The following is a 23,690-nucleotide window of genomic DNA, read 5'->3' as shown; positions in this document are numbered from 1 at the left end:
AGGAATTCCCGTTGAAGCCCATGTGCAAGACCCGCATCCCGGGAATCCTGTCCGCGCTCGCCGCGGCACTGCTGCTCTGCCTGCCGCCGGCCCACGCGAACAAGGTCAGCGAGCGCACCCGCCAGAAGCGCGCGGCGGAAGCCGAACGCGCCGAGCTGCAGCAGAAGCTCTCGGCCCTCAAGCGCGACATCACGCAGACAGAAGCCGCCAGGAGCGATGCCGCGGAAGCCCTCGCGCGCTCGGAGGAAGCGATTTCCGAAGCCAATCGCGCGCTGCATGAGCTCGACGGCGAGCAGCGCGACGTGCAGGCGCGGCTGCAGCGTCTTGCACAGCAGCAGGAGCAGCTGGAAAAAACCATCTCGACCCAGCAGAAGCGGCTGTCCCGGCTGCTGCACGGGCAATACGTGGCCGGCAACGAAGACCGGATGAAGCTGCTGCTGTCCGGCGACAACCCGAATCGCATCAACCGCGAGCTGCAGTACATGGGATACGTGTCGCAGGCGCAGGCCCGCCTGATCGATTCGCTGCAGGCCAACCTGTCGCAGATCGAGAAGACCCGCGCGCAGACCCAGGAAGCCAAGGACGAACTCGACGAGATCGCGGTCGAGCAGCGCCAGCAGAAGGAACAGCTGCAAAAGGAAAAGGCGCGCCGCGCGACCCTGCTGACCCAGCTGTCGAGCAAGCTCAGCGCGCAGCGCAAGGAGGTCGGCAACATCGAGCGCGACGCGCAGCGGCTGTCGACGCTGGTGGAACGCCTCGGCAAGTTGATCGAAGAACAACGCCGGGCGGAAGCGGAGGCGGCGGAAAAGGCCGCCGAAAAACGCCGCCAGGAACAGCTGGCAAGAGCAAAGGCAAAGCGCGAGGCGGCGGCATCCTCCAGAATGAGTTCGGTCAAGACGGCACCGTCCAATCCTGATGCAATTGACGACGTCGAACCGCCGAAAACCCTTGCGCGAAATGAACTCGTGCCGGAGCCCACCGTCCAAAGCGGTGGCCCGGCCCAGGCCTTCGGGTCGCTCAAGGGGCGGCTGCGGCTTCCGGTGCGCGGCGAGCTGATCGCAAAGTTCGGCAGCCGGCGCAGCGACGGCCCGGCCTGGAAGGGGCTCTTCATCAAGGCGGCCGAAGGCGCCGAGGTCAGGGCGGTCGCGGCCGGTCAAGTGATCTTCGCGGAGTGGCTTCGCGGTTTCGGCAACCTGGTGATCGTCGATCACGGCGGGCAGTACATGACGATCTACGGCAATAACCAGGCGGTTCTGAAAAGGGTCGGCGATTCGGTCAGAACCGGGGACACGATTGCCAGTGCCGGTAACAGCGGCGGCAACGAACAATCGGGTTTATACTTTGAAATGCGGTATCAAGGCCGCGCCATCGACCCGTTCGAGTGGATAACTACTAGGTGATACATGGGCAGCAAACTCAAGAATTTCGGCCTGATCGGTCTCGGCGTCGTCGCCGGCATTGCGGGATCGATGCAATTCGAGGCGAGCGCGCAGAAAAGCGCGGCGCCGCTGCCGCTGGAAGAACTGCGCCAGCTGGCGGACGTGTTCGGTCTGATCAAGAGCGACTATGTCGAGCCGGTCGAGGACAAGAAACTGTTGACCGAGGCCATCTCGGGCATGGTCGCCTCCCTCGACCCGCACTCCGCCTACCTGGACAAGAAGGCTTTCAAGGAACTGCGTGAAGGCACGCAGGGCAAGTTCGTCGGCCTCGGCATCGAGGTCGGCATGGAAGACGGCTATGTCAAGGTGATCTCGCCGATCGAGGATTCGCCGGCGTTCAAGGCCGGCCTCAAGGCGGGCGACCTGATCACGCGGCTGGACAACACGCCGGTCAAGGGCCTGACCCTGGACGAGGCGGTCAAGCGCATGCGCGGCGAACCGAATACCAAGATCACGCTGACCATCGCCCGCAAGGAAGAGGACAAGCCGGTCATCGTGACCATCGTGCGCCAGGAAATCCGGGTGCAGAGCGTCAAGTCTAAAATCATCGAACCCGGCTACGCCTGGCTGCGGGTGGCGCAGTTCCAGGAGCCGACGGTCGACGACATGGTCAAGAAGCTGACCGCGATCTACCAGCAGGAACCCAACCTCAAGGGCCTGGTGCTCGACCTGCGCAACGATCCGGGCGGGGTGCTGCCCGGCGCGATCGGCGTATCGGCGGCCTTCCTGCCGAAGGATGTGCCGGTGGTCTCGACCAACGGCCAGCTGGCCGACTCCAAGCAGACTTTCTATGCGCGGCGCGAGTTCTACACCTCCTCGCGCATGTCCGGCAGCGACCCGCTGGCGCGCCTGCCGGACGCCGTGAAGAAGGTGCCGATGGTGGTGCTGGTCAATGCCGGATCGGCGTCGGCCTCGGAGATCGTGGCCGGCGCGCTGCAGGACTACAAGCGCGCGACCATCATGGGCACGCAGACGTTCGGCAAGGGCTCGGTGCAGACCATCCGCCAGCTGACCTCCGACACCGCGGTCAAGCTGACCACCGCCCGCTACTACACGCCGAACGGCCGCGCGATCCAGGCCAAGGGCATCGTGCCGGACCTGCTGGTGGACGAAACCGCGGAAGGCGACGGCCTCAACGGCATGCGCCTGCGCGAGGCCGACCTGACCAAGCACCTTCAGAACGACCGCGACAAGGAAGAGGCCGCGCGCAAGCTCGACGAGCTCGAGGAAGAGCAGCGTCTGGCCGCCCTCGAGAAGAAGCGCAAGCCGCTCGAACTCGGCAGCAAGGACGACTTCCAGCTGGCGCAGGCGCTGAATCACCTGAAGGGCCAGCCGGTGCAGCTGTCCAAGTCGGCCAAGGTCGAAAGCAAGAAGGAAAACACGATCAACGAAACCAAGAACGGCAACGGCAGCGAGAAGAAGTAAGGTCCGCCGCCACCGCCCAAGGCCGCAGCGATGCGGCCTTTTTCATTGCGCGACCAACCCATCCGAAACATGAACGACGACCAGCTGCTGCGCTATTCGCGCCATATCCTTCTCGACGACATCGGCATCGAGGGACAGCAGAGGCTGCTCGATGCCCACGCGCTGGTGGTCGGCGCGGGCGGCCTCGGTTCCCCTGCCGCGCTCTATCTGGCCTCGGCCGGCATCGGGCGCATCACGCTGGTCGACAATGACACCGTCGACCTGACCAATCTGCAGCGGCAGATCATGCACACCACCGAGCGGGTCGGCATGCCGAAGGCGGAGTCGGGAAAGACCGCGCTGGCGCAGATCAATCCGGGCGTGCAGGTGAACGCATTGCAGGAAAGGCTGGACGGCGAACGGCTGGCGGAGCTGGTCGCCGGTGCCGATGTGGTGCTCGACTGCAGCGACAATTTCGCCACCCGCCATGCAGTCAATGCCGCCTGCGTGCGGCACGGGGTGCCGCTGGTGTCCGGCGCGGCGATCCGCTTCGACGGTCAGCTTTCCGTGTTCGACAGCCGCCGCGCGGACGCGCCCTGCTATGCCTGCCTGTTCCCGCCGGACCAGGCTTTCGAGGAAGTGCTGTGCTCGACCATGGGCGTGTTCGCGCCGCTGGTGGGCATCATCGGCACGATGCAGGCGGCCGAGGCGCTGAAGCTGGTGGCGGGCATCGGGCAGTCGGTGGCGGGCAGGCTGCTGCTGCTGGATGTGCGCAACATGGAGTGGACGGATATCCGGGTCGCGCGCAACGCGAGCTGCAGCGTGTGCGGCGGCCACGGGCACTGAGCGCAGGTCAAGCCCTCCGCGCTGCCCTGGCCTCAGGCATCGTCTTCTAGTCGCTTCCCGCGCCGAGCATCGAGCAGGCGCCCGCGTAACCGGAAAGGAAATGCATCCCGCCGGGCGGCAGTTCGGTATCGTCCTGCAGGGCGTCGCTGAGCAGGCGGCGCGGACGGTCGAATACGGCGCGGTACCGCGTATAGAGTTCGAAATGCCGTGCCTCGCGTTCGGCAAGCTGACCCGGCACGACCGCGTTACCCTCGGCATGCGCATCCCGCGCGGCGCCGTCGCAGCCCGCCAGCGGCAGCAGGCAGGCGGCGCCGAGCAGCAGCGTGCGCAAGCGGTACGGGAGGGTGGACAGGGGCATGGGATGTTCTCTCTTTCGCGAGTGATTATTCGCTGCTTCGATCAGCCTGCCTTTGGGCGATCTCAATCGCGCAAACCCGTTCGCAACTGCGCTTGCGAAGCGCCAAGCGGCGGCAGCGGGCTGCGGTGCGCGGGTGCTACAATCGATCGCTTCTTTCCCTGCAGTAATCAACTTCACATGACCGCAGCCGACCTGGCCAAGCTGGTTTTCCTTTCTGCCATCTGGGGCGGCTCCTTCATCTTTCTGCGCGTGGCCGTGCCGGAGGCGGGCCCCCTGCTGACGTCCATCCTGCGGACTGTGCTGGCCGGGCTCGCCCTGCTCGCCTATGCGCGGATAAGCGGCGTGACGATGGACTGGCGCCGCAATCTGAAAGCCTTCGCGCTGGTCGGCCTGTTCGCCGGCGCGATTCCATTCACTTGCTTTTCATATGCGGCGCTGGTGCTGCCTGCCGCCTACTCGGCGGTGCTCAATGCGACCGCGCCGCTGTTTTCCGCGCTGCTGTCGGTGCTGATGCTGGGCGAACGGCTGACGCTCGGCAAGCTGGCGGGCCTGCTGATGGGCATAGGCGGCGTCGCCATCCTGGTCGGCGCCGGCACGCTGGCGGTGTCGCCGCAAACGCTGCTCGCGGTCGGCGCCTGCCTGGTGGCGGCGATGTGCTACGCGATGTCGACGATGGTGGTGAAGAAGACCGGCCGTCCGGGCGATATCCATCCGATCGCGATGGCGGCCGGCTCGCTCGCGCTTGGCGGTTCGATGATGCTGCCTGCCCTGCCCTTCGCGCTGCCGCCGGCGATACCGTCGCCCACCGCGCTCGCCTGCATCCTGGCGATGGCACTGCTGTCCTCTGGCCTCGCGCAGGCGCTGTTCATTCCGATGATCGTCAGGATCGGACCGACGCGGGCGATGTCGGTGTCTTTCCTGATCCCGCTGTTCAGCATGGTGTGGGGCGTGCTGTTTCTCGGTGAAACCGTCGGCGCGGCCACCATCGTCGGCGGCGTGGTGGTATTGCTGGCGATGGCCCTGGTGCTCTCGTCCGGGCGGCAGGCATGAAGCGGTGTCCGAATGCGGCCAGCATCATGCCGCCGCGCGTTCTACGCTTGCGGTTCAGCGACTTGTACTGGAGCTTCCATGAGAAGCGTTGACCTGTTCCGCCTCCTGACGCTGGCCGCGATCTGGGGCGCGTCCTTCATCTTCATGCGCGTGGTGGCGCCGGTGCTCGGCGCGCTCTGGACGGCAGAGATCCGCGTGGGCCTGGCCGGCGCAGCGATGCTGCTGTTCATGACGATGCGCGGCAAGCCGATGCAGTTTGGACAGCACTGGAGACACTATCTGGTGCTGGGCACGATGAACTCGGCCCTGCCGTTTGCGCTGTATGCGTATGCGGCGCTGACGATCCCCGCGGGCTATGCCGCGATTCTCAATGCCACCAGTCCGCTGTGGGGCGCGCTGGTGGGCGCGCTGCTGCTCGGCGAACGGCTGAGCGCGCGCAAGCTGGCGGGACTCGCCGCCGGCATCGCCGGCGTGTCGCTGCTGGTGCGCCTCGGCCCGGCCGAACTGACGCCGCAGGTGCTGCTCGCCGCGCTCGCCTGCGCGATGGCGGCGCTGTGCTATGCGCTGGCGGGCGTCTATTCGAAGCGCAAGTCGGGGAATGTGGCCGCGCCGCAGATGGCCACCGGCTCGCAGGTCGCGGCGGCCCTGGTGCTGCTGCCTTTCCTGCCGCTGGCGCCGATGCGCGCCGAACCGACCACAACCGTGCTGCTGTGCGCGGCATTGCTGGCGCTGCTGTGCAGCGCGGTCGCCTATTTCATCTATTTCAGGCTGATCGCGGATATCGGGCCGACGCGCGCGCTGACGGTGACCTTCCTGATTCCACTGTTCGCGCTGGGCTGGGGCGCGCTCTTCCTCGGCGAGACCATCACCGCCGGCATGATGGCGGGCGCCGCGCTGGTGATCGCGGCGACCTGGCTGGTGGTGGTCCAGCCGCCGTCAGTCGGGAACGAGGCGCGCCGGCAGGGCTCCGCGTAAGGCGTTGCAGACCACCACCGCTTCCGCGCGCAGCAGGTCCTCGCGTCGAAGGCTGCGTTCGCTCGCCTGCCAGGCGGGATCGTCGAGCAGCACCGCGCGCATCACACCCGGCAGCACGCCGGCCGACAGCGGCGGCGTGACCCAGCGGCCATCGAGCCTGACGAAGACATTGCTGCGCCCGCCTTCGGTCAGCTCGCCCCGTGCATTGAAGAACAGGGTGTCGAAGCCGCCGCGCGCCTCGGCGCCGCGCCAGCCGGCGTCGTAGTCTGCGCGCAGGCTTGTCTTGTGGCGCAGGAAGGGTTGCGCGATCGCGCAGGGCTGCGGTGCGAGGAATACGTCGACCGGCCCGGCCACGGGTGTCAAAAGTGCCGTCTGCAGCGCGCAGGCGCCGTCCTGCCGCAGCGACAGGCGCAGGCGGTGCGGGCCTGCGCCGAGGCCGGCACAGGCTGCCTCCAGCCGCGCGCGCAGCGCCGCCTCGTCGAATGAAAAGCCGAAGTAGCGCGCGGAGTCCGCGAGACGCCGCAAGTGGCGGTCGAGATGACGGATGCCCGCCGTCTCCGCATGCATGGTCTCGAACAGCTCGAAGTCCTGGGGCAGCCCGGTCAGGAAGCGCGCCTTGAGCAGACACTCCGCGTATTCATCCGCCGCCCGGCTGTCGTGCACGATGCCGGCGCCGACGCCGAGTTCGCCGCGGCGCAGGCCTTCTGCATCCGGCGGCCGCAGGCGCAGGGTGCGGATCGGCACCGACAGGCAGAAATCCCCGCCGGCGTCGAAGCAGCCGATCGCGCCGGTATAGAGGCCGCGCGGACTGGATTCGAGTTCGCGGATGATCTGCATCGTGCGCCGCTTGGGGGCGCCGGTGATCGAGCCGCAGGGATAGAGCGCGGCGAACACCTCGGCCAGTCCGGCGTCCGCGCGCCGCCGCGCGTGCACCGTGGAGGTCATCTGCAGCACGCTGCGGTAGCGCTCGACGCGGAACAGGTCGGGCACCTGCACCGAGCCGAATTCGGCGATGCGGCCGAGGTCGTTGCGCAGGAGATCGACGATCATCAGGTTTTCGGCGCGGTTCTTGGCGTCGGCGGCGAGCGCCTCCGCCCGTGCCGTATCGGTGTCCGCGTCGCCGCTGGCGGCGGCGGTGCCCTTCATCGGACGCGCGGTGAGCAGGCCGGCGTCGCAGCGGATGAAGAGTTCCGGCGACAGCGACAGCACGCTGCCGCCCTCGGGCAGGCCGATCAGCGCACCGTAGGGCACCGGCTGCCGCTCGCGCAGACGGCGGTAGAGCGTGAGTGGATCGCCCCAGGCATCGAAGCGCAGGCGCAGGCTGAAGTTGACCTGGTAGGTATCGCCGGCGGCGATGTAGTCGTGGATGCGGGCGATGGCCGCCTCGAAGTCGCCGCGGCCGGTGTCGGTCTCGAGGCCGCCAATTCCCGCTACGCCCGGGTGCCGGTCGTGCCGCGCGAGCCAGTCCGCCGCCTGCCGCGCCGACAGCTTTTCGCAGCGTTCGAACAGCAGGATGCGGGCCTGCGGCACATGGCCCTCGCGGTCCGCGATGCCGTGCATCCGCGCGCCGAGTTCATAGTCGAACAGGCCGACCGCAAACTGCCCCTCGCCCAGCGCGGCCTCCATCTCCGCCAGCAGCGCGGGCAATGCCGCGCCGTCGCTGCAGCACAGGCTGCGCAGGTAGCCGGTATAGAGCCGGGACCGGGGTTCGGCCTCGCTGGCCCCGGCATCGTCGAGCAGGGCGTAGCAGGCGGGAAGCATCATGCGGGCATCGGAAAATCGCGGGAAGGCCGCATTGTAATCCCGTGTTCAGCTGCCGCGCTTGGAGAGATAAATCCCCCACAGCAGCAGCGCGCCGCCGAGCATCTGCAGCGGCACGAGCGCTTCCTGGAAGATCAGCCATGCGGCGACCGCGGCGGTCAGCGGCTGGATCAGCAGACTCACCGACGACAGCGATGCGGGCAGGTGCGCGAGCGCATAGGCGATCACCGTCTGGCCGCCGATCTGCGCGACCAGCGCCAGCGCCAGCAGCGGCAGCCAGCCGGCGGCTGCCTCCGGCCAGAAGGCGCCGGGCGACAGCAGCGCGAACGGCAGCAGCGCCAGGCCGGTGACGGTGGTGCTCCATGCCATCAGACGCGCGGTCGAGTAGGCGCTGCGGGCGTCCTTGACCGACAGCTGGTAGGCCGCATAGAACACCGCGCTGGCGAGTCCGAGCGCATCGCCCGCGAGCTTGCTGCCGCCGCCCGGCGCCCCTGCCGCGCCGGGTCCCACCAGCATCACCGCGCCGACCAGCGCGCAGCTCATGCCGACGATGAAGATGCGCGAGAAGCGTACCTTGTGCGCGAACCACACCCACAGCGCGATGAAGATCGGCGCAAAGTTCGACAGCAGCGTGGCATTGGCGACCGTCGTGTAATGCAGCGACAGGTGCCACAGCGCCATGTCGCCCGCGAACCAGACACCGGCGAGCACCAGCGCCAGCGTGAAATCGGTGCGCTTGCCGGCGGCCCTGTCCTGGCCCCGCACCGCGAATGCCCAGGCCCAGAGGAAGGGCGCGGCGAGCGCCATGCGCCAGAAGGCGGAAGCGATGGGATTGACGTCGGACAGCCGCATGAAGATGCCGGCGAAGCCGATGGACATGCCGCCCACGAGCAGCGCGGCGAATGCGAGGACGGGGAAGTGCTTGGGTTCTGCCATGGGATTGCGGCGCGGACGGCGGATTTTGCGAAGCCGTGAGTGTACTCAGGATTGCAGGCGGCCGCTGAGCGGTTCTGTTCGGCTCGCTAAAGCGGGCGGCGGCCGAATATTACGGAAGGTGTAGCGCGCTCGCGGGCGCGGCGAAAAACCTCTCCCCTTCTCCGGTTCAGTGCGAATTCGGAGTATCGCCTGAAAAAACAGCGAATCTTCGGCCGACGTATCGGTCGGGATTCAGCGCAGCAGGATCGCCAGCTGCGCCTGCGAGTTCTCGGTCGGGCTCTGCTTGAAGCCGCTCTTGGCGAAACGGTGCCAGCGGCCGAGCACGAACGCGGTGATCAGGCTGGCGCGCAACGCGGTCTCGGCTTCCTGTGCCTGGTTCTGCGTGACGGCCAGCCGCAGCGACTGCCGCAGCGCCAGCTCGATGCGCTCGATGAACTGGTTCATGCGCTGCTGCAGCCGTTCATCCTCATTGACGAGCGCATCGCCGATCATGACCCGGGTCATGCCCGGATTGCGTTCGGCGAAGCCGAGCAGCATGGTGCCGATGGCTTCCGCCTGCGCCAGACCGTTCTCCTGCTGCTCGCCGATCTGGTTGATCAGGCCGAACACCGAGGTCTCGATGAACTCGATCAGGCCTTCGAACATCTGTGCCTTGCTGGCGAAATGCCGGTACAGCGCAGCCTCCGACACCTCCAGCTTCGCAGCCAGCGCCGCCGTCGTGATCTTTTCCCCCTTAGGCTGCTCCAGCATCGTTGCAAGCGTCTGCAGAATCTGCAGCTTGCGTTCTCCGGGTTTCATGCTTGCCATGATTTTTATATGTAGTTGTTTATTTATTCACGCAGCCTCCCTGGCAGCTGCGTTACCGATTTTACTTTGACATCGACGTAGCCGGGGCGCTTCGTGAAGGCCGGCGCCGGCAATCCGGGAGCGCTGCGGCTGTAACTGGGATTCATTCTCAGGTAGCCCGTGACCCACACCGTGCGCATCCCCACCGCACGTGCCGCCTTGAGCGTATCGATCGTATCCTCCACCAGTACACAACGGCTTGCGGGGACACGTTCTTTAGCCACGAGCTTGCGCAAGAGTTGTCGCGATGGCTTGGGCCGCAGCTTGCCGTGCACGCGCATCGCCTCGATCGGGATGTGCCTGGCGAAGTGGCGATGCAGGCCGAGATGGCGCATCACTTCCTGCGAGTAGCGGCGCGGCGCGTTCGTCAGCAGGATCTTGCGGCCCGGCAGACGCCGGAACAGGCGCGCGAGTCCGCGCTCGGCGCGGATCATCGCGTACAGGTCGTCGAACTCGTGCGCGGCATGCAGGAATTCGTCGACGCTCACGCCGTGGTGCCGGACCATGCCGAGCAGCGTCGCGCCGTAGCGCTTCCAGTAGAGCAGGCGCGCGGCATTGACGGCGTCGGCATCCGCGGGCAGGCCGCGCCGTGCGAGCACCTCCGCGATGTAGGCATTCATGTTGGCGTTAATGGCGGGGAAAATCGCGTGCGACGCGTTGTGCAGGGTGTTGTCGAGGTCGAACAACCAAATCGGTTTGGGCATCTGTTAGAGTCGGTTCGACGCCTGGGCCGGGGGTGCGCCAGGCGCGCAGGGAGAAACATGAAGCGCGGGATTGCTGTTTTATTAAGCGTGGTCGCGGGTCTGCTGTGGCAGCCCGTCGCAGCAGGGAATGATGCAGCAGCCGCTGCCGCTACACAAGCCATAAGCGCCCCGCCCTCTTCCGCGCCTGCCCGCGGGGCGCTCTACCGGATCCGCCATCGCGGATCGACCAGCTACCTGTTCGGCACCGTGCATGTCGGCACGCCGTCGCTCTTTCCGCTCGCGCCCGAGGTCACGCGCGCGCTGGCCGAGGCGGGCAAGCTGGTGCTCGAAATCGACACGCGCCAGGCGGCGCCGTTCCAGGCCGCGCTCGACAAGCACGGCGTCTATCAGGATGGCGACGATGTCAGCCGCCACCTTTCGCCGGCGACGCTGTCGCTGCTGCAGCGCGCGCTGTCGCGCGCGGGGCTCGAATGGCACGCCATGCGTCGCTTCAAGCCCTGGCTGCTGGCCAACCTGCTGGTCGGCCTCGATCTCGAGCAGGGTGGATACCAGCGTGCGCACGGCGCGGAAATGTTCCTGCTGTCGATCGCCGGGACCCGGACCGTGCATGAACTGGAATCGGCCGAATACCAGATGTCGCTGTTCGACGCGATGGACGATGCGACGCAGGAGCAGTACCTGCGCGAGCAGCTCGCCGAACTCGACGACGGCAAGGCGATGCAGAAGGCGCGGGCCCTCATCGGCGCCTGGGCGAGCGGCAACGGCGAGGCGCTCGAGAACATCGTGCGCGACTCGCTGCGGGACGGCACGCTGTCCTCATCCTTCGCCTATCGCGTCCTGCTGGAAAAGCGTAATCCCGAGATGGCCGAGAAGATCGTTCGCATGCTGGAGAGCGGCGAGAGTGCGTTCGTCGGCGTGGGACTGCTGCATCTTGTCGGGGAGGCGGGATTGCCGGCGCTGCTGAAGGCGCACGGGATGGAAGTCGAGAAGGTCCACTGATCCCGTCCCCGGCGGCGATGCGGCTGCAAGTCCCCCGTGCGGCGGATGGAACACCCGGCGGTTGCGCTGCCACATACCTGCCCCGTACCCAACCGTCAACCTCACTGGGAGCAGTTCATGGATTTGCATCGCATCCTCAATCACCCGCCGCCCCCGGTCGCCTCCCGCGCGGCCACCCCCAATCGCGAAGAACCGCCGGCACCGCCCGTGCCTTCGGGCAGCGGCCTCGGCCCCGTCCACCCGACGGACAGGGCGGGGCTTTCCGCAGCCGCGGATCGCGGCGGCAGGCATCGGCTTACCCGGAGCCAGTCGCCGCAGGAACCGGCGGCGAAACGTCCGAGGGAGAACACGCCCGACATGGAGCAAGAGGCCGCCGCCGCACTCCTCGCGATGGCAGCGGCATCCGGTCCCGGGCCTGGCGGACCGCCGGTCCGTTCATCGCACGCGCGGCCTTCCTCAGGGCCGGCTGCCTCTGCCAGCGGGGCAAGCAGCCGACCGGGGGTTCCGGAAGAGGTGCGGGCTGACGTCCAGCAGTACGTGCAACAGTTGAAGACCTTGCGCGACCCGCATCCGCTGGGGAAAACCCGCAAGAAAGAGGTCAAAGCGTCGATCCTGAGTGCACTACATAAGCTTGGGCAAACGGGGCAGTCCATCAACCTGTCGTCGCTGCGCGAGCTTGCGTCCACGGAGGATTGGAAGCGGCACATCGATCACAAGCACATCGGCGACGTCGATCGTTACCTCGGGTACCTGGCCGGAGACCCGAAAGGCCGGGGTGTCGGTGCAGTCAACAGAATGGACCGAATTCGCGATCAGCTGTCTGAAGAGATCCAGGAGGATATCGATGCATTCCTCAATACTCCGCGGTCGCTTCACGGGCGTCCACCTTACGAGGTGTCGCGCGAAACGAAGAGGATCGATAAGAACTTCCTCATGAAAACGCTGGCTGACTTTCAGTCCAATGGGTTGGATATCAGTTTCGATGGACTCAAGAATCTTGCGAGCGACCGCACATGGCAGGCGTATGTGAATCCAAACAAACACTACATCGTGGACCTGTATCTGCCCAACGCGGGACTCTGGCGCGCGGCACCCCCGGTTCCAGCGAATGTCGGATCCGCGGGGGCATCCGCAGGGCCTTCTCAGCAGGCGTAAACACGCGCAAGCCCCGATGCAAAGTCCGCGGGCCCGGCGCCTAGCGATTGCGCCGCGCCGCCGCCCGCTTCGCTACGATGGTCAGTGCGACCGGATCATCGTGCCGAATGCCTGCTCGGTAAGTACCTCGAGCAGCAGCGAGTGCTCGATGCGGCCGTCGATGATGTGCACCGTATTGACCCCCGACTTGGCGGCATCCAGCGCGGAGGAAATCTTGGGCAGCATGCCGCCGGAGATGGTGCCGTCGGCGAACATTTCGTCGATCTCGCGCGCGCTCAGGTCGGTCAGCAGATTGCCCTGCTTGTCCTGCACGCCGGCGATGTTGGTCATCATGATCAGCTTCTCGGCCTTGAGGATTTCGGCGATCTTGCCGGCGACCACGTCGGCGTTGATGTTGTAGGCCTGGCCGTCCTCGCCGAAGCCGATCGGCGAGATGATCGGGATGAAGGCATCGTCCTGCAGCGCCTTGACCACCGCCGGATTGATCGCCTCGATCTCGCCGACGAAGCCGATGTCGAGGAATTCGCCCGGCTTTTCCCGGTCGGGCATCTGCATCTTGCGCGCACGGATCAGGCCGCCGTCCTTGCCGGTGAGACCGACCGCCTGGCCGCCGTAGTGGTTGATCAGCATGACGATGTCCTGCTGCACTTCGCCGCCGAGCACCCACTCCACCACTTCCATGGTTTCCTCGTCGGTCACGCGCATGCCCTGGATGAAGGTGCCCTGCTTGCCGATCTTCTTGAGCGCGTTGTCGATCTGCGGGCCGCCGCCATGGACCACCACCGGGTTCATGCCGACCAGCTTGAGCAGGATGACGTCGCGCGCGAAGCCGTGCTTGAGGCGCTCTTCGGTCATCGCATTGCCGCCGTACTTGATGACGATGGTCTTGCCGTGGAATTTGCGGATGTAGGGCAGGGCTTCGGCCAGGATTTCCGCTTTGATCTGCGGAGAAACCGCACTCAGATCGGCGGCGGGAGCGGCAGGGTTGGTCATGTTGGATCCCGAAAAAGAACTTCGCGATTTTAAGGCAAAGCCCGGCCGGCTTGCAGGCCCCGCGCGCGATTTCCGGGGATTTTCGCGCGCGCCGGCTCGCTGCGGTAGACTAGCCGCTCCGGGCTTTTGCCCAAATGACAAGCCGCTCCGGATGAACAGCGCCCCGCTCCATCGCGATCTCGAATCCCTGCGCCCCGCGCTGGTGCGTTTCGCGCTGCTGCAGCTGAGGAATCCCGGGGTGGCCGAGGATGTGGTGCAGGACACCCTGGTGGCGGTGCTGGAAAAGCCGGACCGCTTCGCCGGGCAGTCGTCGCTGCGCACCTATGTGACCGGCATCCTCAAGCACAAGATCCTCGACAGCCTGCGCAGCCGCCAGCGCGAAGTTTCTTTCGAGCCGCGCGACGGCGAGTCGGACGAAGACTTCATCGACATGCTGTTCCGCGCGGACGGCCATGTGCTGGCGCCGCCGCGCGACCGGGGCGACCCGCAGGCGACGCTGGAACAGAAGGACTTTTTCCGCGTGATGGAGATCTGCCTGGAACGGCTGCCGCCGCGCATGGCGCGCGTGTTCATCATGCGCGAGTGGCTCGAACTCGGCACCGACGAGATCTGCCGCGAGGCCGGCATCACCAGCGCGAACGCGGCGGTCATCCTGTTTCGCGCGCGCCTGCAGCTGCGCGAATGCCTCGACCTCAACTGGTTCGGGAGGGCGGGATGAAGATCGGCACCCATTGCAAAGAGGTGCACCGGCTGACATCGGAAGGCATGGACCGCCCGCTGTCGCTCGGCGAGCGCGCGGGCGTCCGTCTGCACCTGCTGCGCTGCGAGGCCTGCCGCAATTTCGCCGGCCAGATGCGGCTGCTGCGCGAGGCCATGCGCAGGATGACGCCGGACGGCGACGAGAAGGACAAGCCATGAGCGTGTGCGCACGGTGCGGCGCCGCTTTTACCTGCGCGATGGCCGACGGCGCGGACGACGCGCCCTGCTGGTGCGTGGCGCTGCCGGCGCTGCCGCCTTCGGCCTACGTGACCAGGGACGGCGATCCCGGTGCCGACGCGTGCTTCTGTCCGGCCTGCCTGCGGGCGCTGCTGGATTCGCAGCGCGACGGACAGCCGGTCCGCTGTTCGCCTGATCGGGATTCGGAACGATAGCTTTTGCCTGGCGGGGGTTTTGGGCGGTTTGCGGGGGCTCGCTGTGGTAGGGCCGGCGTCCTTGCCGGCCTGGCGGGGGTCGCTGCGATCGCTGCGGTTCTTCATTCTTCGGGCAGCCGGCGTTGGTGCCGGCACGGAGGCCGGCACTACCTGGTGGGCGGAGGCTCGCTGTGGTGGGGCCGGCGTCCCTGCCGGCCTGGCGGAGGTGGCGGCGATCGCTGCGGTTCTTCATTCTTCGGACGGCCGGCGTTGGTGCCGGCACGGAGGCCGGCACTACCTGGTGGGCGGGGGCTCGCTGTGGTGGGGCCGGCGTCCCTGCCGGCCTGGCGGAGGTCGCTGCGGTTCTTCATTCTTCGGACGGCCGGCGCTGGTGCCGGCACGGAGGCCGGCACTACCTGGTGGGCGGGGGCTCGCTGTGGTGGGGCGGCGTCCCTGCCGGCCTGGCGGAGGTCGCTGCGGTTATTCATTCTTTGGACGGCCGGCGTTGGTGCCGGCACGGAGGCCGGCACTACCTGGTTGACGGAGGCTCGCTGTGGTAGGGCGGCGTCCCTGCCGGCCTGGCGGAGGTCGCTGCGGTTATTCATTCTTCGGATGGCCGGCTTTGGTGCCGGCACGGAGGCCGGCACTACCTGGTGGGCGGGGGCTCGCTGTGGTGGGGCCGGCGTCCCTGCCGGCCTGGCGGAGGTGGCGGCGATCGCGGCGTTCTTCATTCTTCGGACGGCCGGCGTTGGTGCCGGCACGGAGGCCGGCACTACCTGGTGGGCGGGGGCTCGCTGTGGTGGGGCCGGCGTCCCTGCCGGCCTGGCGGAGGTCGCGGCGGTTCTTCATTCTTCGGACGGCCGGCGCTGGTGCCGGCACGGAGGCCGGCACTACCTGGTGGGCGGAGGCGCCGTGAAACTGCGGGGCTGCTCAGTCACACGCACGCAGCCGCTGCCCGGCATAGCCGGCGGCAATCCTGTCGAGCGCCGCTTTTTCCTGCGGCGCCAGCTTGCGCAACTGGAAGGAGACGTCGCCGGTGGGACTCAGGCGCGGCGTGATGCGCGCGGTGCGTACGCCTTTTTCGGCAAGCGCCGCGAGGTGTGCCCTGGCGGCGCCTTCCTGCTTGAAGACGCCGAGCGAGATCCCCCAGCGCAGCGGGGAGTTGTCGAGGATGATGAAAAAGTCTTCGACGCCGAGGCGACGCAACTCGCCGGCCTTGCGTTCCACCGCTTCCTTGTCCGGTTGCGGCGGAATGTGCACCACCCAGGAAGCCGGCTGCAGGACGGGCTTGCGCGCGAGCCGGTTGCCGAGGTCGAGCGATGCCAGCTGGCCGCTGAAGCGCCGGGCCTCTTCCGGGCCGAAGTCGCCGATCTCGGCGCAGGCGAGCACCTGCGGCTCGGGCGCGGCGTCGGGCTTCCTGTCGGCGGCGGGGACCAGCGCCGGAGTGCGCTCGCCGTTGTCGGATGCGGGCGCGGGCTGCACGGCCTCCTCGGCCGGCTGCGGCTCGGGGGGGACGGCCGGTCCGGGCGCGGGCACCGGCGCCGCGCTCTCCGGCGGCTGCGGCGGCACCAGCTTCACCTTGTCGGCATTGAGCTGGTTGGCGACGCGCGCCGGCTCCCGCCCGCTTGGAATCAGGCTGTCGAGATGGCCGCGCTGCCAGGCGAACAGGCCGGCATTGGCAAGCAGAAGAACCGCGAAGAGAACTTTCAGCATCAGGCACTCATGGCGACGTGGTGCAGGCCGATCAGCACCAGGTTATCGACGATGGTCGGGGCGGCGGCGAGATGCGGCGCGATGATGCGCGCGGCGCCGCCGGAGAGGATGCAGCGCGGCGCGCCGTGCCGCCTCGCGTGCGCCGCCAGCGCGCGCTCGATCGCGCCCGCCTGGGCCGACAGGCAGCCGCTGACGATGGCGGCATCGGTATGGTCGGCAAAGGGTTCGGACACATCCAGGTGCTGCGCCACCTCGGGCAGCTGCGCGGTGTTGCGCGCCAGCGAACTCGCCATCAGCCCGAGTCCGGGCAGGATCATACCACCGAGAAAAACGCCGTCCGCGCCGACGGCGTCGACCGTTGTCGCGGTGCCGCAGGTGGCGACCAGCAGCGGTTCGCCGGGGTACATCGCATGCGCCCCGATGGCCGATGCGAAGCGGTCGCAGCCGAGCTGCGCCGGGTTGCGGTAGTTGTTGCGCAGGCCGGCGCGCTGCGGCGCCGAGGCAAACCATTCGAGCGGCACCGGCTGCAGGCCGAGCACCGCCTCCAGCATCTCGCGCATGGCGGCGCCGGCGACATTGGAGATCAGCACATGGTCGATGCGATGCCCCTTCCAGGCCTCGCTCAGCCCGCGCACGCCGGCGTGCTCGACCATGCCGGAGGCGAGCCATTGTCCGAGCGGATGGGGGCCGTGCGCGGCGGGCGGCACGATCGCCCACTTGACCCGGGTATTGCCGGCATCGATCAGCAGCAGCATCGTCTACTCCTTCGGCCGCAGCGACACGTCGCCGGCCATCACCGCCACCCGTCCGGCACCGGTATCGATCAGAAAGCGGCCGACCTCGTCCACGCCGACGCCGATGCCTTCATGCAGCGCACGGCCGTTCTCGAGGATCGCCACCGGCTGCCCGGCGTAGGCATGCAGGCGGTTCCAGCGTGCGGCAAAGGGCGCCAGCCCCTGCTGCGCGAACTCCTCCAGCATTTCCGCCAGGGCCGACAGCAGCGCGGCCATCAGCAGGTTCTGGTCGATGGCGGCGAGCGGGGCCAGGCTGGCGACCGGCCGGTCCAGGCCGGCCACGGTTTCCTCGTCGAGCGCGAGATTGATGCCGATGCCGATCACCGCCCAGCTGCCGGGTCCGGCGGCGGCCGATTCGATCAGGATGCCGGCCGCCTTGCGACCCTCCAGCAGCAGGTCGTTCGGCCATTTGAGCCTGACCTCGGCGCCGAACAGGGCGAGCGTCTCGGCCAGCGTCACGCCGACGGCAAGCGGCAGTCCGACCAGCGCCTGCAGTCCGCGCTCGAATTTCCAGGCGAGCGAAAAGGTCAGCGACTGGCCGGGACGCGATTGCCACGGGCGCCCTGCCCGTCCGCGCCCGGCGCGCTGGTGGCGGGCGATCAGCAGCCGCGGTCCGGTCAGCCCCGGCAGGGCGGCCATCAGGTCGGCATTGGTGGAGCCGGTTTCCTCCACCACGCGCACGTCCACCCGCTGCGCGGCGGGACGGCACAGGGCGGCGATCTGCTCCGGAGTGAGTAAGGCGGTCATGCCGGCATTGTAGCGGCTGGCTTTCGGCACCGCCATGCAGCAGGGAAAGATGCCTGACATGTATCCATGCCCCTTGCCAAATCTTCCCTTACACTAGCCGGATGCCAGAACTACAACTACCAGCATTGAGCTTCGACAGGGAGAAGCAGACCGTGGCGGCAAGCGGCGCGTGGCAGGTGCATGCGCTGGCGCGCGCGGGCGTGCTGCGCAAGATCGAATCGCAGCTGGCCGGCATGCGGGCCGCCGGCGCCTGGGACTTGCGCGGCATCGTCGCGCTCGACCATATCGGCGCGCAACTCCTCTGGAATGCCTGGGGCAAGACGCGTCCGGCGTCCCTGTCGCTTGCGCCAGCGCATGAAGAAGTCTTCGGCCGGCTGGAACAGGCCGGCGCGCTGCGGCTGCCCGCGCGCGCGCGGACGGGACTGTCGGCCGCCGGCTTCCGCAGGCTGGCGGGCACGGGCTACGACCATCTGCGCGCTTTCGTCATGCTGCTCGGACAACTGACGCTCGACCTCGCCGCCTTCGCCGCGCGGCCGCAGCGCGGGCCGTGGAAGGAGATTTCGGCGCATGTCTTCCATATCGGCTACCGTGCGCTCGGCATCACCGCGCTGGTGGGCTTCCTGATCGGCGTCGTGCTGTCGTATCTGTCGGCGCAGCAGCTGCACACCTTCGGCGGCGACATCTATCTGGTCAACATCCTCGGCATGTCCATCATCCGCGAACTGGGCCCGCTGCTGGCGGCGATCCTCGTCGCCGGCCGTTCCGGTTCGGCGATCACCGCGCAGCTCGGCGTGATGCGGGTGACCGAGGAACTCGACGCCATGCTGGTGATGGGCATGCCGCACGGCTTCAGGCTGATCATGCCGCGCGTGCTGGCGCTGGCGGTGTCGATGCCGCTGCTGGTGGTCTGGACCGACGCGGTCGCGCTGCTCGGCGGCATGGCGGCGGCACGGCTGGAGCTCGGCCTGCCGCCCGCTTATTTCCTGCGCGAGCTGCCGGAGGCGGTGCCGATCGCGAACTACTGGATCGGCCTGGCCAAGGGGGTGGTGTTCGGCGTGCTGATCGCGCTGGTGGCCTGTCATTTCGGCCTGCGCATCGAGCCCGATACCGAAAGCCTCGGCCAGGGCACCACGCTGTCGGTGGTCACGGCGATCACCGTCGTCATCCTGGCCGACGCGGTGTTCGCGATCGTCTTCAAGGGCGTGGGTTTTTACTGATGGCGGGCCCGGTCATCCAGGTCGACAGGCTGTGCACCCGCTTCGGCGACGTGGTGGTGCACCAGGATCTCGACCTCACCGTGCAGCAGGGCGAGATCCTGTCGCTGGTCGGCGGCTCGGGCTCGGGCAAGACCACGCTGCTGCGCCAGATCCTCGGGCTGGAGCGGCCGGCGAGCGGCAACGTCCGCGTGTTCGGCGAAGACATCAACCGCCTGGTGGGACAGCGCCGGCGCCAGTTGCGCGCACGCTGGGGCATGCTGTTCCAGCACGGCGCGCTGTTCTCCGCGCTGACCGCCTTCGACAACGTGGCGCAGCCGATGCGGGAACTGCACCGGCTGCCGGAGGACCTGATCCGCGACAGCGTCCTGCTGAAACTGAGCATGGTCGGCATCTCCCCCGCCGACGCGCTGAAGATGCCGGCCGACCTGTCGGGCGGCATGGTCAAGCGGGTCGCGCTGGCGCGCGCGCTGGCGCTGGAACCGGAGCTGCTGTTTCTCGACGAGCCGACCGCCGGGCTCGACCCGGACCTGTCGGACAGCTTCGTCGAACTGATCGCCGGCCTGCACCGGCAACTGAAACTCACCGTCGTGATGGTCACGCACGATCTCGACACGCTCTTCGCGCTGTCCACGCGCATCGCCGTGCTGGCCGAGAAGCGGGTGATCGCGGCGGACACGCCGGAGCGCATCGTGGCGCTGCCGCATCCGTTCGTGGAACGCTTCTTCCTCGGCGGCCGCGGGTTGCGCGCAATGGAAGTGCTGCGCGAGAAACGAATGGAACACGATCATGGAAAATAAATCGCATGCCCTGGCCGCCGGCCTGTTCACCATCGCGCTGCTGGCCGCGGCGATACTCGTCGCGCTGTGGTTCAACCGCGACCGCGTCGAGTACGTGCCGTACCAGATCGCGACCAAGCAATCGATCCCCGGCCTCAATCCGCAGGCGGCGGTGCGCTATCGCGGACTCGACGTCGGCAAGGTGGACGACATCAGCTTCGACCCGGAGGTGGTCGGCCAGATCCTGGTGCACATCAGCGTGCGGCCGGACACGCCGATCACCCGCTCGACCTTCGCCACGCTCGGCTACCAGGGCGTGACCGGCATCGCCTACATCCAGCTCGACGACGACGGCAGCCAGCGGGTCAAGCTCGAAAGCGGACCGGACAAGGTCGCGCGCATCGAGATGCGGCCGAGCCTGTTCGACCAGTTGCAGAACCGCGGCCTGGCCATCCTGCAGCAGACCGAGGAAGTCGCCAAGCGCATCAACAACCTGCTGCAGCCGGAGAACCAGGAAAAGATCCTCGCCGCCTTCGACTCCATCGGCTCGGCCGCCAACCAGCTCGAAGCCATTCCGCGCCAGCTGCAGCCGACGCTGCAGCGCATGCCGGCGCTGACGGCGCAGGCGCAGCAGACGCTGGGCTCGCTCAATACCCTGTCGCGGGACGCCAGCGGCCTGCTCACCAATCTCGACCGGCTCTCGACCAGCCTGCAGCAGCCGACCGGGCCGATCGCCTCGATCACCCACAGCGTGGACCGGGTCGGCATGCTGGCCGAACGGCTGGAGTACGATCTGGCGCCGCTGACCACCGATCTCGGCGTCACGCTGCGTTCGCTGAACCGGACGCTGGACAATCTCAACGAACGCCCGCAAAGCATTCTGTTCGGGGGCGCGCGGGCGCGGCCGGGACCGGGAGAGGACGGATTCAATGAAGACTGAGGAAAACACCATGCGCAACCGATCGCACATGCCGGCCGCGCTGCTGCTGGCCGCCTGCTGCGCGCTGCTGTCGGCCTGCGCCGGCGCGCCGCAGCGACCGACGCTCTACGATCTCGGCCCCCTGCCCGCTCACGCGCGACAGGCACTGCCCGCGCTGCCGCCGGTGGCCGTGGCCGCCGTCGCCGCGCCGCCCTGGCTCGACAGCAACCGCATGTTCTACCGGCTCAACTACGACCAGCCGCAGCAGCCCCTGCCCTATGCCAATGCGCGCTGGACGATGTCACCCGCGCAGCTGCTGCTGCAGCGGATCAAGGCGCGCATCGCCGACGCCGGCGGCGCACCGCTGGCCGCGGCGGAGGGCGCGCTCAACGTGCCGGTGCTGCGCCTGGAGACCGATGATTTCAGCCAGGTCTTCGACAGCCGTGAGGCCAGCCGCGGCCAGGTCAGCCTGCGTGCCTCGGTCTACCGCGGACGCACGCTGCTGGCGCACAAGTCCTTCGCGCGGCAGGTGCCGGCGCCCAGCGCCGACGCCGGCGGCGGGGCGGCCGCGCTCGCCGCCGCCACCGATGCCGTGACCGGCGACCTGATCGCCTGGCTCGGCACGCTGCCGCTGAAATAGCTTGCCGGGGGCGGCGCATCTGCGAGAATAGGCTTTCCGTTTCCGTCCCACATCGCATGGCTCCGCACGACGACAACCAGCCGCTCGACGCCGACGCCCGCGCCCACAGCGCGCAGGTGTCGACCTTCGCGCGCGTCGGGCTGCTGATGTACGGCTTCCTCATCGTCTACGCCAGCCTCTATCCGTTCGCCAACTGGCAGGACATCGGGCTGCCGATGTGGGGTTTCCTGCTGATGCCGCTGCCCCATTACTGGACGGGCTTCGACGTGGTGACCAATGTGATCGGCTACATGCCGTTCGGCGCGCTGATCGTGTTCGCGCTCTACCCCGCCGTGCGCGGCGCGGGCGCGGCGGCCATCGCGATCGCGGGCGGCATGCTGCTGTCCGGCTCGCTCGAGGCGGTGCAGACCTTCCTGCCCAACCGCGTGTCGTCCAATCTCGATTTCATCACCAATGCCAGCGGCTCCGTCGCCGGCAGCCTCGCCGGATTGCTGCTGACCCGCACCTTTCTCGAACAGAGCCGGCTGGTGCGGCTGCGGCGCAACTGGTTCGTGCCGGAGGCGGGACGCGGGCTGATCGTGCTCGGGCTGTGGCCGCTGGCGCAGATCTATCCGCAGGGTTACCTGTTCGGCCACGGCCAGCTGCTGCCGATCCTGTCGGAATGGCTGTCGGACTGGAGCGAGACCGACATCGACCTTGCGGCGCTGCTGGCGCCCGGGCTCGGGCTCGACGTGCAGGACTACTGGCTGGCGGAGATCCTGATCACCGGCTTCGGCATGTGCGGCGCGCTGCTGACCATGTCATGCCTGCTGCGCAAGCAGGCGCCGACGGCACTGCTGGTGACGGCGCTGGCGCTGGCGGCGCTGGTCGCCAAGGCGCTCGCCAACGCGGTGCTGTTTACGCCCGCCAATGCGCTGGCCTGGCTCACGCCCGGCGCCAAGGGCGGGCTGGTGATCGGCGCGCTGATGATGAGCGGGCTGGCCTATGCGCCGGCCGTGGCCCAGCGCCGCCTCGCGGTGGCCTGCCTGCTGGTCGGGCTGGCCATCATCAACCTGGTGCCCGCCAACCCGTATTTCGTGGCCACGCTGCAGGCCTGGACCCAGGGCAAATTCCTCAACTTCAACGGCGCCGCGCACTTCCTGTCGGTGTGCTGGCCGGTGTTCGCGCTCTGGTTCCTGCTGCATCCGATGCACCGGCGCAGGACATCCGCCACCCATCGCTAGCCGCGCCCTGCGCCCCGCCTGAAAGGCCCGCGCGCCGGGTGTATCATGCGCTCTTTCCTCGCGCATCCCTCCCTGCACCGACATGTCAGACAAGCCGTATTACCAACACCATGTCTTCTTTTGCCTGAACCACCGCGAAGAAGGCCGTCCCTGCTGCGCCGACAAGGGCGCGCAGGCCGCCCAGGAACACGCGAAAGCCCGCGTCAAGCAGCTCGGCCTCTCCGGCCAGGGCAAGGTCCGCATCAACAAGGCGGGCTGCCTCGACCGCTGCGAGGAGGGCCCGGTGATGGTGATCTACCCGGAAGGCACCTGGTACACCTATGTCGACAAGGAAGACATCGACGAGATCATCGACGAGCACCTGGTCAACGGCCGCCCGGTGGAGCGCCTGAAGATATGAACGCGCAGACCCGCCGCTTCACCCTCGCCGGCCCCGCCGGTGCGCTCGAAGGCGCGCTCGACCTGCCCGATGACGCGCCGCGCGGCATCGCGCTGGTCGCGCATCCGCATCCGCTGTACGGCGGCACGATGGACAACAAGGTGGCGCAGACGCTGGCGCGCGCCTTCGTCGCGCTCGGCTATGCCGCCGCCCGCATCAACTTCCGCGGCGTCGGCAAGTCCGAGGGCAAGTACGACGAAGGCCGCGGCGAGACCGACGACATGGCCGCGCTGCTGGCCTACATGCGGGAACAGTATCCCGGCGTGCCGGTCGCGCTGTCGGGTTTCTCTTTCGGCACCGTCGTGCAGTCCCGGCTGCAGCAGCGCCTGACCGAAGCCGGCACGCCGGCCGAGCGCCTGGTCCTGGTCGGCACCGCCGCCGGCAAATGGGAAGTGCCGCCCGTTCCCGCCAATACCCTGCTCGTCCACGGCGAGTATGACGAGACCATACCGCTGTCCGACGTGCTCGACTGGGCGCGGCCGCAGGAGCTGCCTGTGCTGGTCATTCCGGGCGCCGATCATTTTTTTCACCGCAAATTGCAACACATTAAGAATTTCGTGGTCGAAAGCTGGCATCGCTGACTTTCTTGAAAGAAATGATTTTGGTTCTGGCAAAGAATACGGAAT

General features: G+C 67.8%; 26 protein-coding genes. 17 read left to right on the top strand and 9 right to left on the bottom strand.

Going from position 1 to position 23,690, the window contains the following annotated elements; translation table 11 throughout:
• The first annotated feature begins 20 nt into the window (after positions 1-20).
• The 3 genes from NCCP691_RS03890 to NCCP691_RS03880 all read left to right on the top strand — a co-directional run bounded on the left by NCCP691_RS03890 (position 21) and on the right by NCCP691_RS03880 (position 3,689).
• Positions 21-1,400 (top strand): murein hydrolase activator EnvC family protein, encoded by a 1,380-nt coding sequence (locus NCCP691_RS03890; RefSeq protein ID WP_220807181.1) that lies wholly within the window; start codon positions 21-23, stop codon positions 1,398-1,400.
• A 3-nt stretch (positions 1,401-1,403) separates the two neighbouring features.
• Positions 1,404-2,864 carry a S41 family peptidase gene (locus NCCP691_RS03885; RefSeq protein ID WP_220806941.1) on the top strand — a complete coding sequence of 487 codons (1,461 nt, stop codon included), beginning with the start codon at positions 1,404-1,406 and terminating at the stop codon, positions 2,862-2,864.
• A gap of 69 nt (positions 2,865-2,933) precedes the next feature.
• On the top strand, positions 2,934-3,689 hold the full coding sequence (locus NCCP691_RS03880) for a HesA/MoeB/ThiF family protein (RefSeq protein ID WP_220806940.1): 756 nt from the start codon (positions 2,934-2,936) through the stop codon (positions 3,687-3,689).
• Between the two features lie 46 nt (positions 3,690-3,735).
• Here the strand turns inward: NCCP691_RS03880 and NCCP691_RS03875 are convergent, their stop codons facing one another.
• Complete coding sequence (locus NCCP691_RS03875; protein ID WP_220806939.1) at positions 3,736-4,047, bottom strand: hypothetical protein; 312 nt, start codon at positions 4,045-4,047, stop codon at positions 3,736-3,738.
• A 177-nt stretch (positions 4,048-4,224) separates the two neighbouring features.
• Between NCCP691_RS03875 and NCCP691_RS03870 the strand changes: the two genes are divergently transcribed.
• Both NCCP691_RS03870 and NCCP691_RS03865 read left to right on the top strand, forming a co-directional pair.
• Complete coding sequence (locus NCCP691_RS03870; protein WP_220806938.1) at positions 4,225-5,097, top strand: DMT family transporter; 873 nt, start codon at positions 4,225-4,227, stop codon at positions 5,095-5,097.
• A 78-nt stretch (positions 5,098-5,175) separates the two neighbouring features.
• Complete coding sequence (locus NCCP691_RS03865) at positions 5,176-6,072, top strand: DMT family transporter (RefSeq protein ID WP_220806937.1); 897 nt, start codon at positions 5,176-5,178, stop codon at positions 6,070-6,072.
• Here NCCP691_RS03865 and pabB read toward each other — a convergent pair.
• The 4 genes from pabB to NCCP691_RS03845 form a co-directional block, all read right to left on the bottom strand.
• The gene (pabB, locus tag NCCP691_RS03860) at positions 6,034-7,836 is read right to left on the bottom strand and encodes an aminodeoxychorismate synthase component I (protein WP_220806936.1); all 1,803 of its coding nucleotides are present in this window, start codon (positions 7,834-7,836) and stop codon (positions 6,034-6,036) included. The genes NCCP691_RS03865 and pabB overlap by 39 nt on opposite strands.
• A 45-nt stretch (positions 7,837-7,881) precedes the next feature.
• Positions 7,882-8,769 (bottom strand): DMT family transporter, encoded by an 888-nt coding sequence (locus NCCP691_RS03855; protein ID WP_220806935.1) that lies wholly within the window; start codon positions 8,767-8,769, stop codon positions 7,882-7,884.
• A 231-nt stretch (positions 8,770-9,000) separates the two neighbouring features.
• Positions 9,001-9,576, bottom strand: coding sequence for a nucleoid occlusion factor SlmA (gene slmA / locus NCCP691_RS03850; RefSeq protein WP_220806934.1), 576 nt, complete (start codon positions 9,574-9,576; stop codon positions 9,001-9,003).
• A 23-nt stretch (positions 9,577-9,599) separates the two neighbouring features.
• Positions 9,600-10,319 (bottom strand): HAD-IA family hydrolase, encoded by a 720-nt coding sequence (locus NCCP691_RS03845; RefSeq protein ID WP_220806933.1) that lies wholly within the window; start codon positions 10,317-10,319, stop codon positions 9,600-9,602.
• Between the two features lie 57 nt (positions 10,320-10,376).
• Between NCCP691_RS03845 and NCCP691_RS03840 the strand changes: the two genes are divergently transcribed.
• Together NCCP691_RS03840 and NCCP691_RS03835 are read left to right on the top strand one after the other, a co-directional pair.
• The gene (locus NCCP691_RS03840; RefSeq protein ID WP_220806932.1) at positions 10,377-11,318 is read left to right on the top strand and encodes a TraB/GumN family protein; all 942 of its coding nucleotides are present in this window, start codon (positions 10,377-10,379) and stop codon (positions 11,316-11,318) included.
• A 117-nt stretch (positions 11,319-11,435) separates the two neighbouring features.
• Positions 11,436-12,473, top strand: coding sequence for a hypothetical protein (locus NCCP691_RS03835; RefSeq protein ID WP_220806931.1), 1,038 nt, complete (start codon positions 11,436-11,438; stop codon positions 12,471-12,473).
• 81 nt (positions 12,474-12,554) lie between these two features.
• Here NCCP691_RS03835 and argB read toward each other — a convergent pair whose 3' ends face one another.
• Positions 12,555-13,466, bottom strand: a complete 912-nt coding sequence (argB, locus tag NCCP691_RS03830) for an acetylglutamate kinase (RefSeq protein ID WP_220806930.1) — start codon at positions 13,464-13,466, stop codon at positions 12,555-12,557.
• 151 nt (positions 13,467-13,617) lie between these two features.
• On the opposite strand from argB, the gene NCCP691_RS03825 reads away from it, so the two are divergent.
• The 3 genes from NCCP691_RS03825 to NCCP691_RS03815 are packed head-to-tail and all read left to right on the top strand — an operon-like array spanning position 13,618 to position 14,617.
• Positions 13,618-14,184 carry a sigma-70 family RNA polymerase sigma factor gene (locus tag NCCP691_RS03825; protein WP_220806929.1) on the top strand — a complete coding sequence of 189 codons (567 nt, stop codon included), beginning with the start codon at positions 13,618-13,620 and terminating at the stop codon, positions 14,182-14,184.
• On the top strand, positions 14,181-14,384 hold the full coding sequence (locus NCCP691_RS03820; RefSeq protein ID WP_220806928.1) for a zf-HC2 domain-containing protein: 204 nt from the start codon (positions 14,181-14,183) through the stop codon (positions 14,382-14,384). The genes NCCP691_RS03825 and NCCP691_RS03820 overlap by 4 nt, the downstream gene beginning before the upstream one ends.
• On the top strand, positions 14,381-14,617 hold the full coding sequence (locus tag NCCP691_RS03815; protein ID WP_220806927.1) for a cysteine-rich CWC family protein: 237 nt from the start codon (positions 14,381-14,383) through the stop codon (positions 14,615-14,617). Before NCCP691_RS03820 ends, NCCP691_RS03815 begins: the two co-directional genes overlap by 4 nt.
• A gap of 909 nt (positions 14,618-15,526) precedes the next feature.
• Here the strand turns inward: NCCP691_RS03815 and NCCP691_RS03810 are convergent.
• Genes NCCP691_RS03810 through NCCP691_RS03800 form a run of 3 tightly spaced genes read right to left on the bottom strand, consistent with a single transcriptional unit; the run spans position 15,527 to position 17,910 of the window.
• Entirely contained in the window at positions 15,527-16,309 is a 783-nt protein-coding gene (locus NCCP691_RS03810) for an SPOR domain-containing protein (RefSeq protein WP_220806926.1), read from the bottom strand.
• A complete protein-coding gene (locus NCCP691_RS03805) occupies positions 16,309-17,064 on the bottom strand; it encodes a type III pantothenate kinase (protein WP_220806925.1) in 756 nt (251 codons plus the stop codon). The genes NCCP691_RS03810 and NCCP691_RS03805 overlap by 1 nt, the downstream gene beginning before the upstream one ends.
• Before the next feature lie 3 nt (positions 17,065-17,067).
• Positions 17,068-17,910, bottom strand: a complete 843-nt coding sequence (locus tag NCCP691_RS03800) for a biotin--[acetyl-CoA-carboxylase] ligase (RefSeq protein ID WP_238482301.1) — start codon at positions 17,908-17,910, stop codon at positions 17,068-17,070.
• 41 nt (positions 17,911-17,951) lie between these two features.
• Between NCCP691_RS03800 and NCCP691_RS03795 the strand changes: the two genes are divergently transcribed.
• The 7 genes from NCCP691_RS03795 (at position 17,952) to NCCP691_RS03765 (ending at position 23,645) form a co-directional block, all read left to right on the top strand.
• The gene (locus NCCP691_RS03795) at positions 17,952-19,067 is read left to right on the top strand and encodes an MlaE family ABC transporter permease (protein ID WP_220806924.1); all 1,116 of its coding nucleotides are present in this window, start codon (positions 17,952-17,954) and stop codon (positions 19,065-19,067) included.
• Positions 19,067-19,864, top strand: a complete 798-nt coding sequence (locus NCCP691_RS03790) for an ABC transporter ATP-binding protein (RefSeq protein ID WP_220806923.1) — start codon at positions 19,067-19,069, stop codon at positions 19,862-19,864. Before NCCP691_RS03795 ends, NCCP691_RS03790 begins: the two co-directional genes overlap by 1 nt.
• Positions 19,854-20,783 (top strand): MlaD family protein, encoded by a 930-nt coding sequence (locus NCCP691_RS03785; protein WP_220806922.1) that lies wholly within the window; start codon positions 19,854-19,856, stop codon positions 20,781-20,783. The genes NCCP691_RS03790 and NCCP691_RS03785 overlap by 11 nt, the downstream gene beginning before the upstream one ends.
• The gene (locus NCCP691_RS03780; RefSeq protein WP_238482300.1) at positions 20,773-21,402 is read left to right on the top strand and encodes an ABC-type transport auxiliary lipoprotein family protein; all 630 of its coding nucleotides are present in this window, start codon (positions 20,773-20,775) and stop codon (positions 21,400-21,402) included. The genes NCCP691_RS03785 and NCCP691_RS03780 overlap by 11 nt, the downstream gene beginning before the upstream one ends.
• 56 nt (positions 21,403-21,458) lie before the next feature.
• The gene (locus tag NCCP691_RS03775; protein WP_220806921.1) at positions 21,459-22,625 is read left to right on the top strand and encodes a VanZ family protein; all 1,167 of its coding nucleotides are present in this window, start codon (positions 21,459-21,461) and stop codon (positions 22,623-22,625) included.
• 82 nt (positions 22,626-22,707) lie between these two features.
• Positions 22,708-23,025, top strand: coding sequence for a (2Fe-2S) ferredoxin domain-containing protein (locus NCCP691_RS03770; protein ID WP_220806920.1), 318 nt, complete (start codon positions 22,708-22,710; stop codon positions 23,023-23,025).
• The gene (locus NCCP691_RS03765; RefSeq protein WP_220806919.1) at positions 23,022-23,645 is read left to right on the top strand and encodes an alpha/beta hydrolase; all 624 of its coding nucleotides are present in this window, start codon (positions 23,022-23,024) and stop codon (positions 23,643-23,645) included. The genes NCCP691_RS03770 and NCCP691_RS03765 overlap by 4 nt, the downstream gene beginning before the upstream one ends.
• Positions 23,646-23,690: the final 45 nt, after the last annotated feature.

The organism is Noviherbaspirillum aridicola, assembly GCF_019656455.1.
Taxonomy (GTDB): domain Bacteria; phylum Pseudomonadota; class Gammaproteobacteria; order Burkholderiales; family Burkholderiaceae_D; genus Noviherbaspirillum; species Noviherbaspirillum aridicola.
This window is presented reverse-complemented; position numbering and strand designations above follow the sequence as displayed.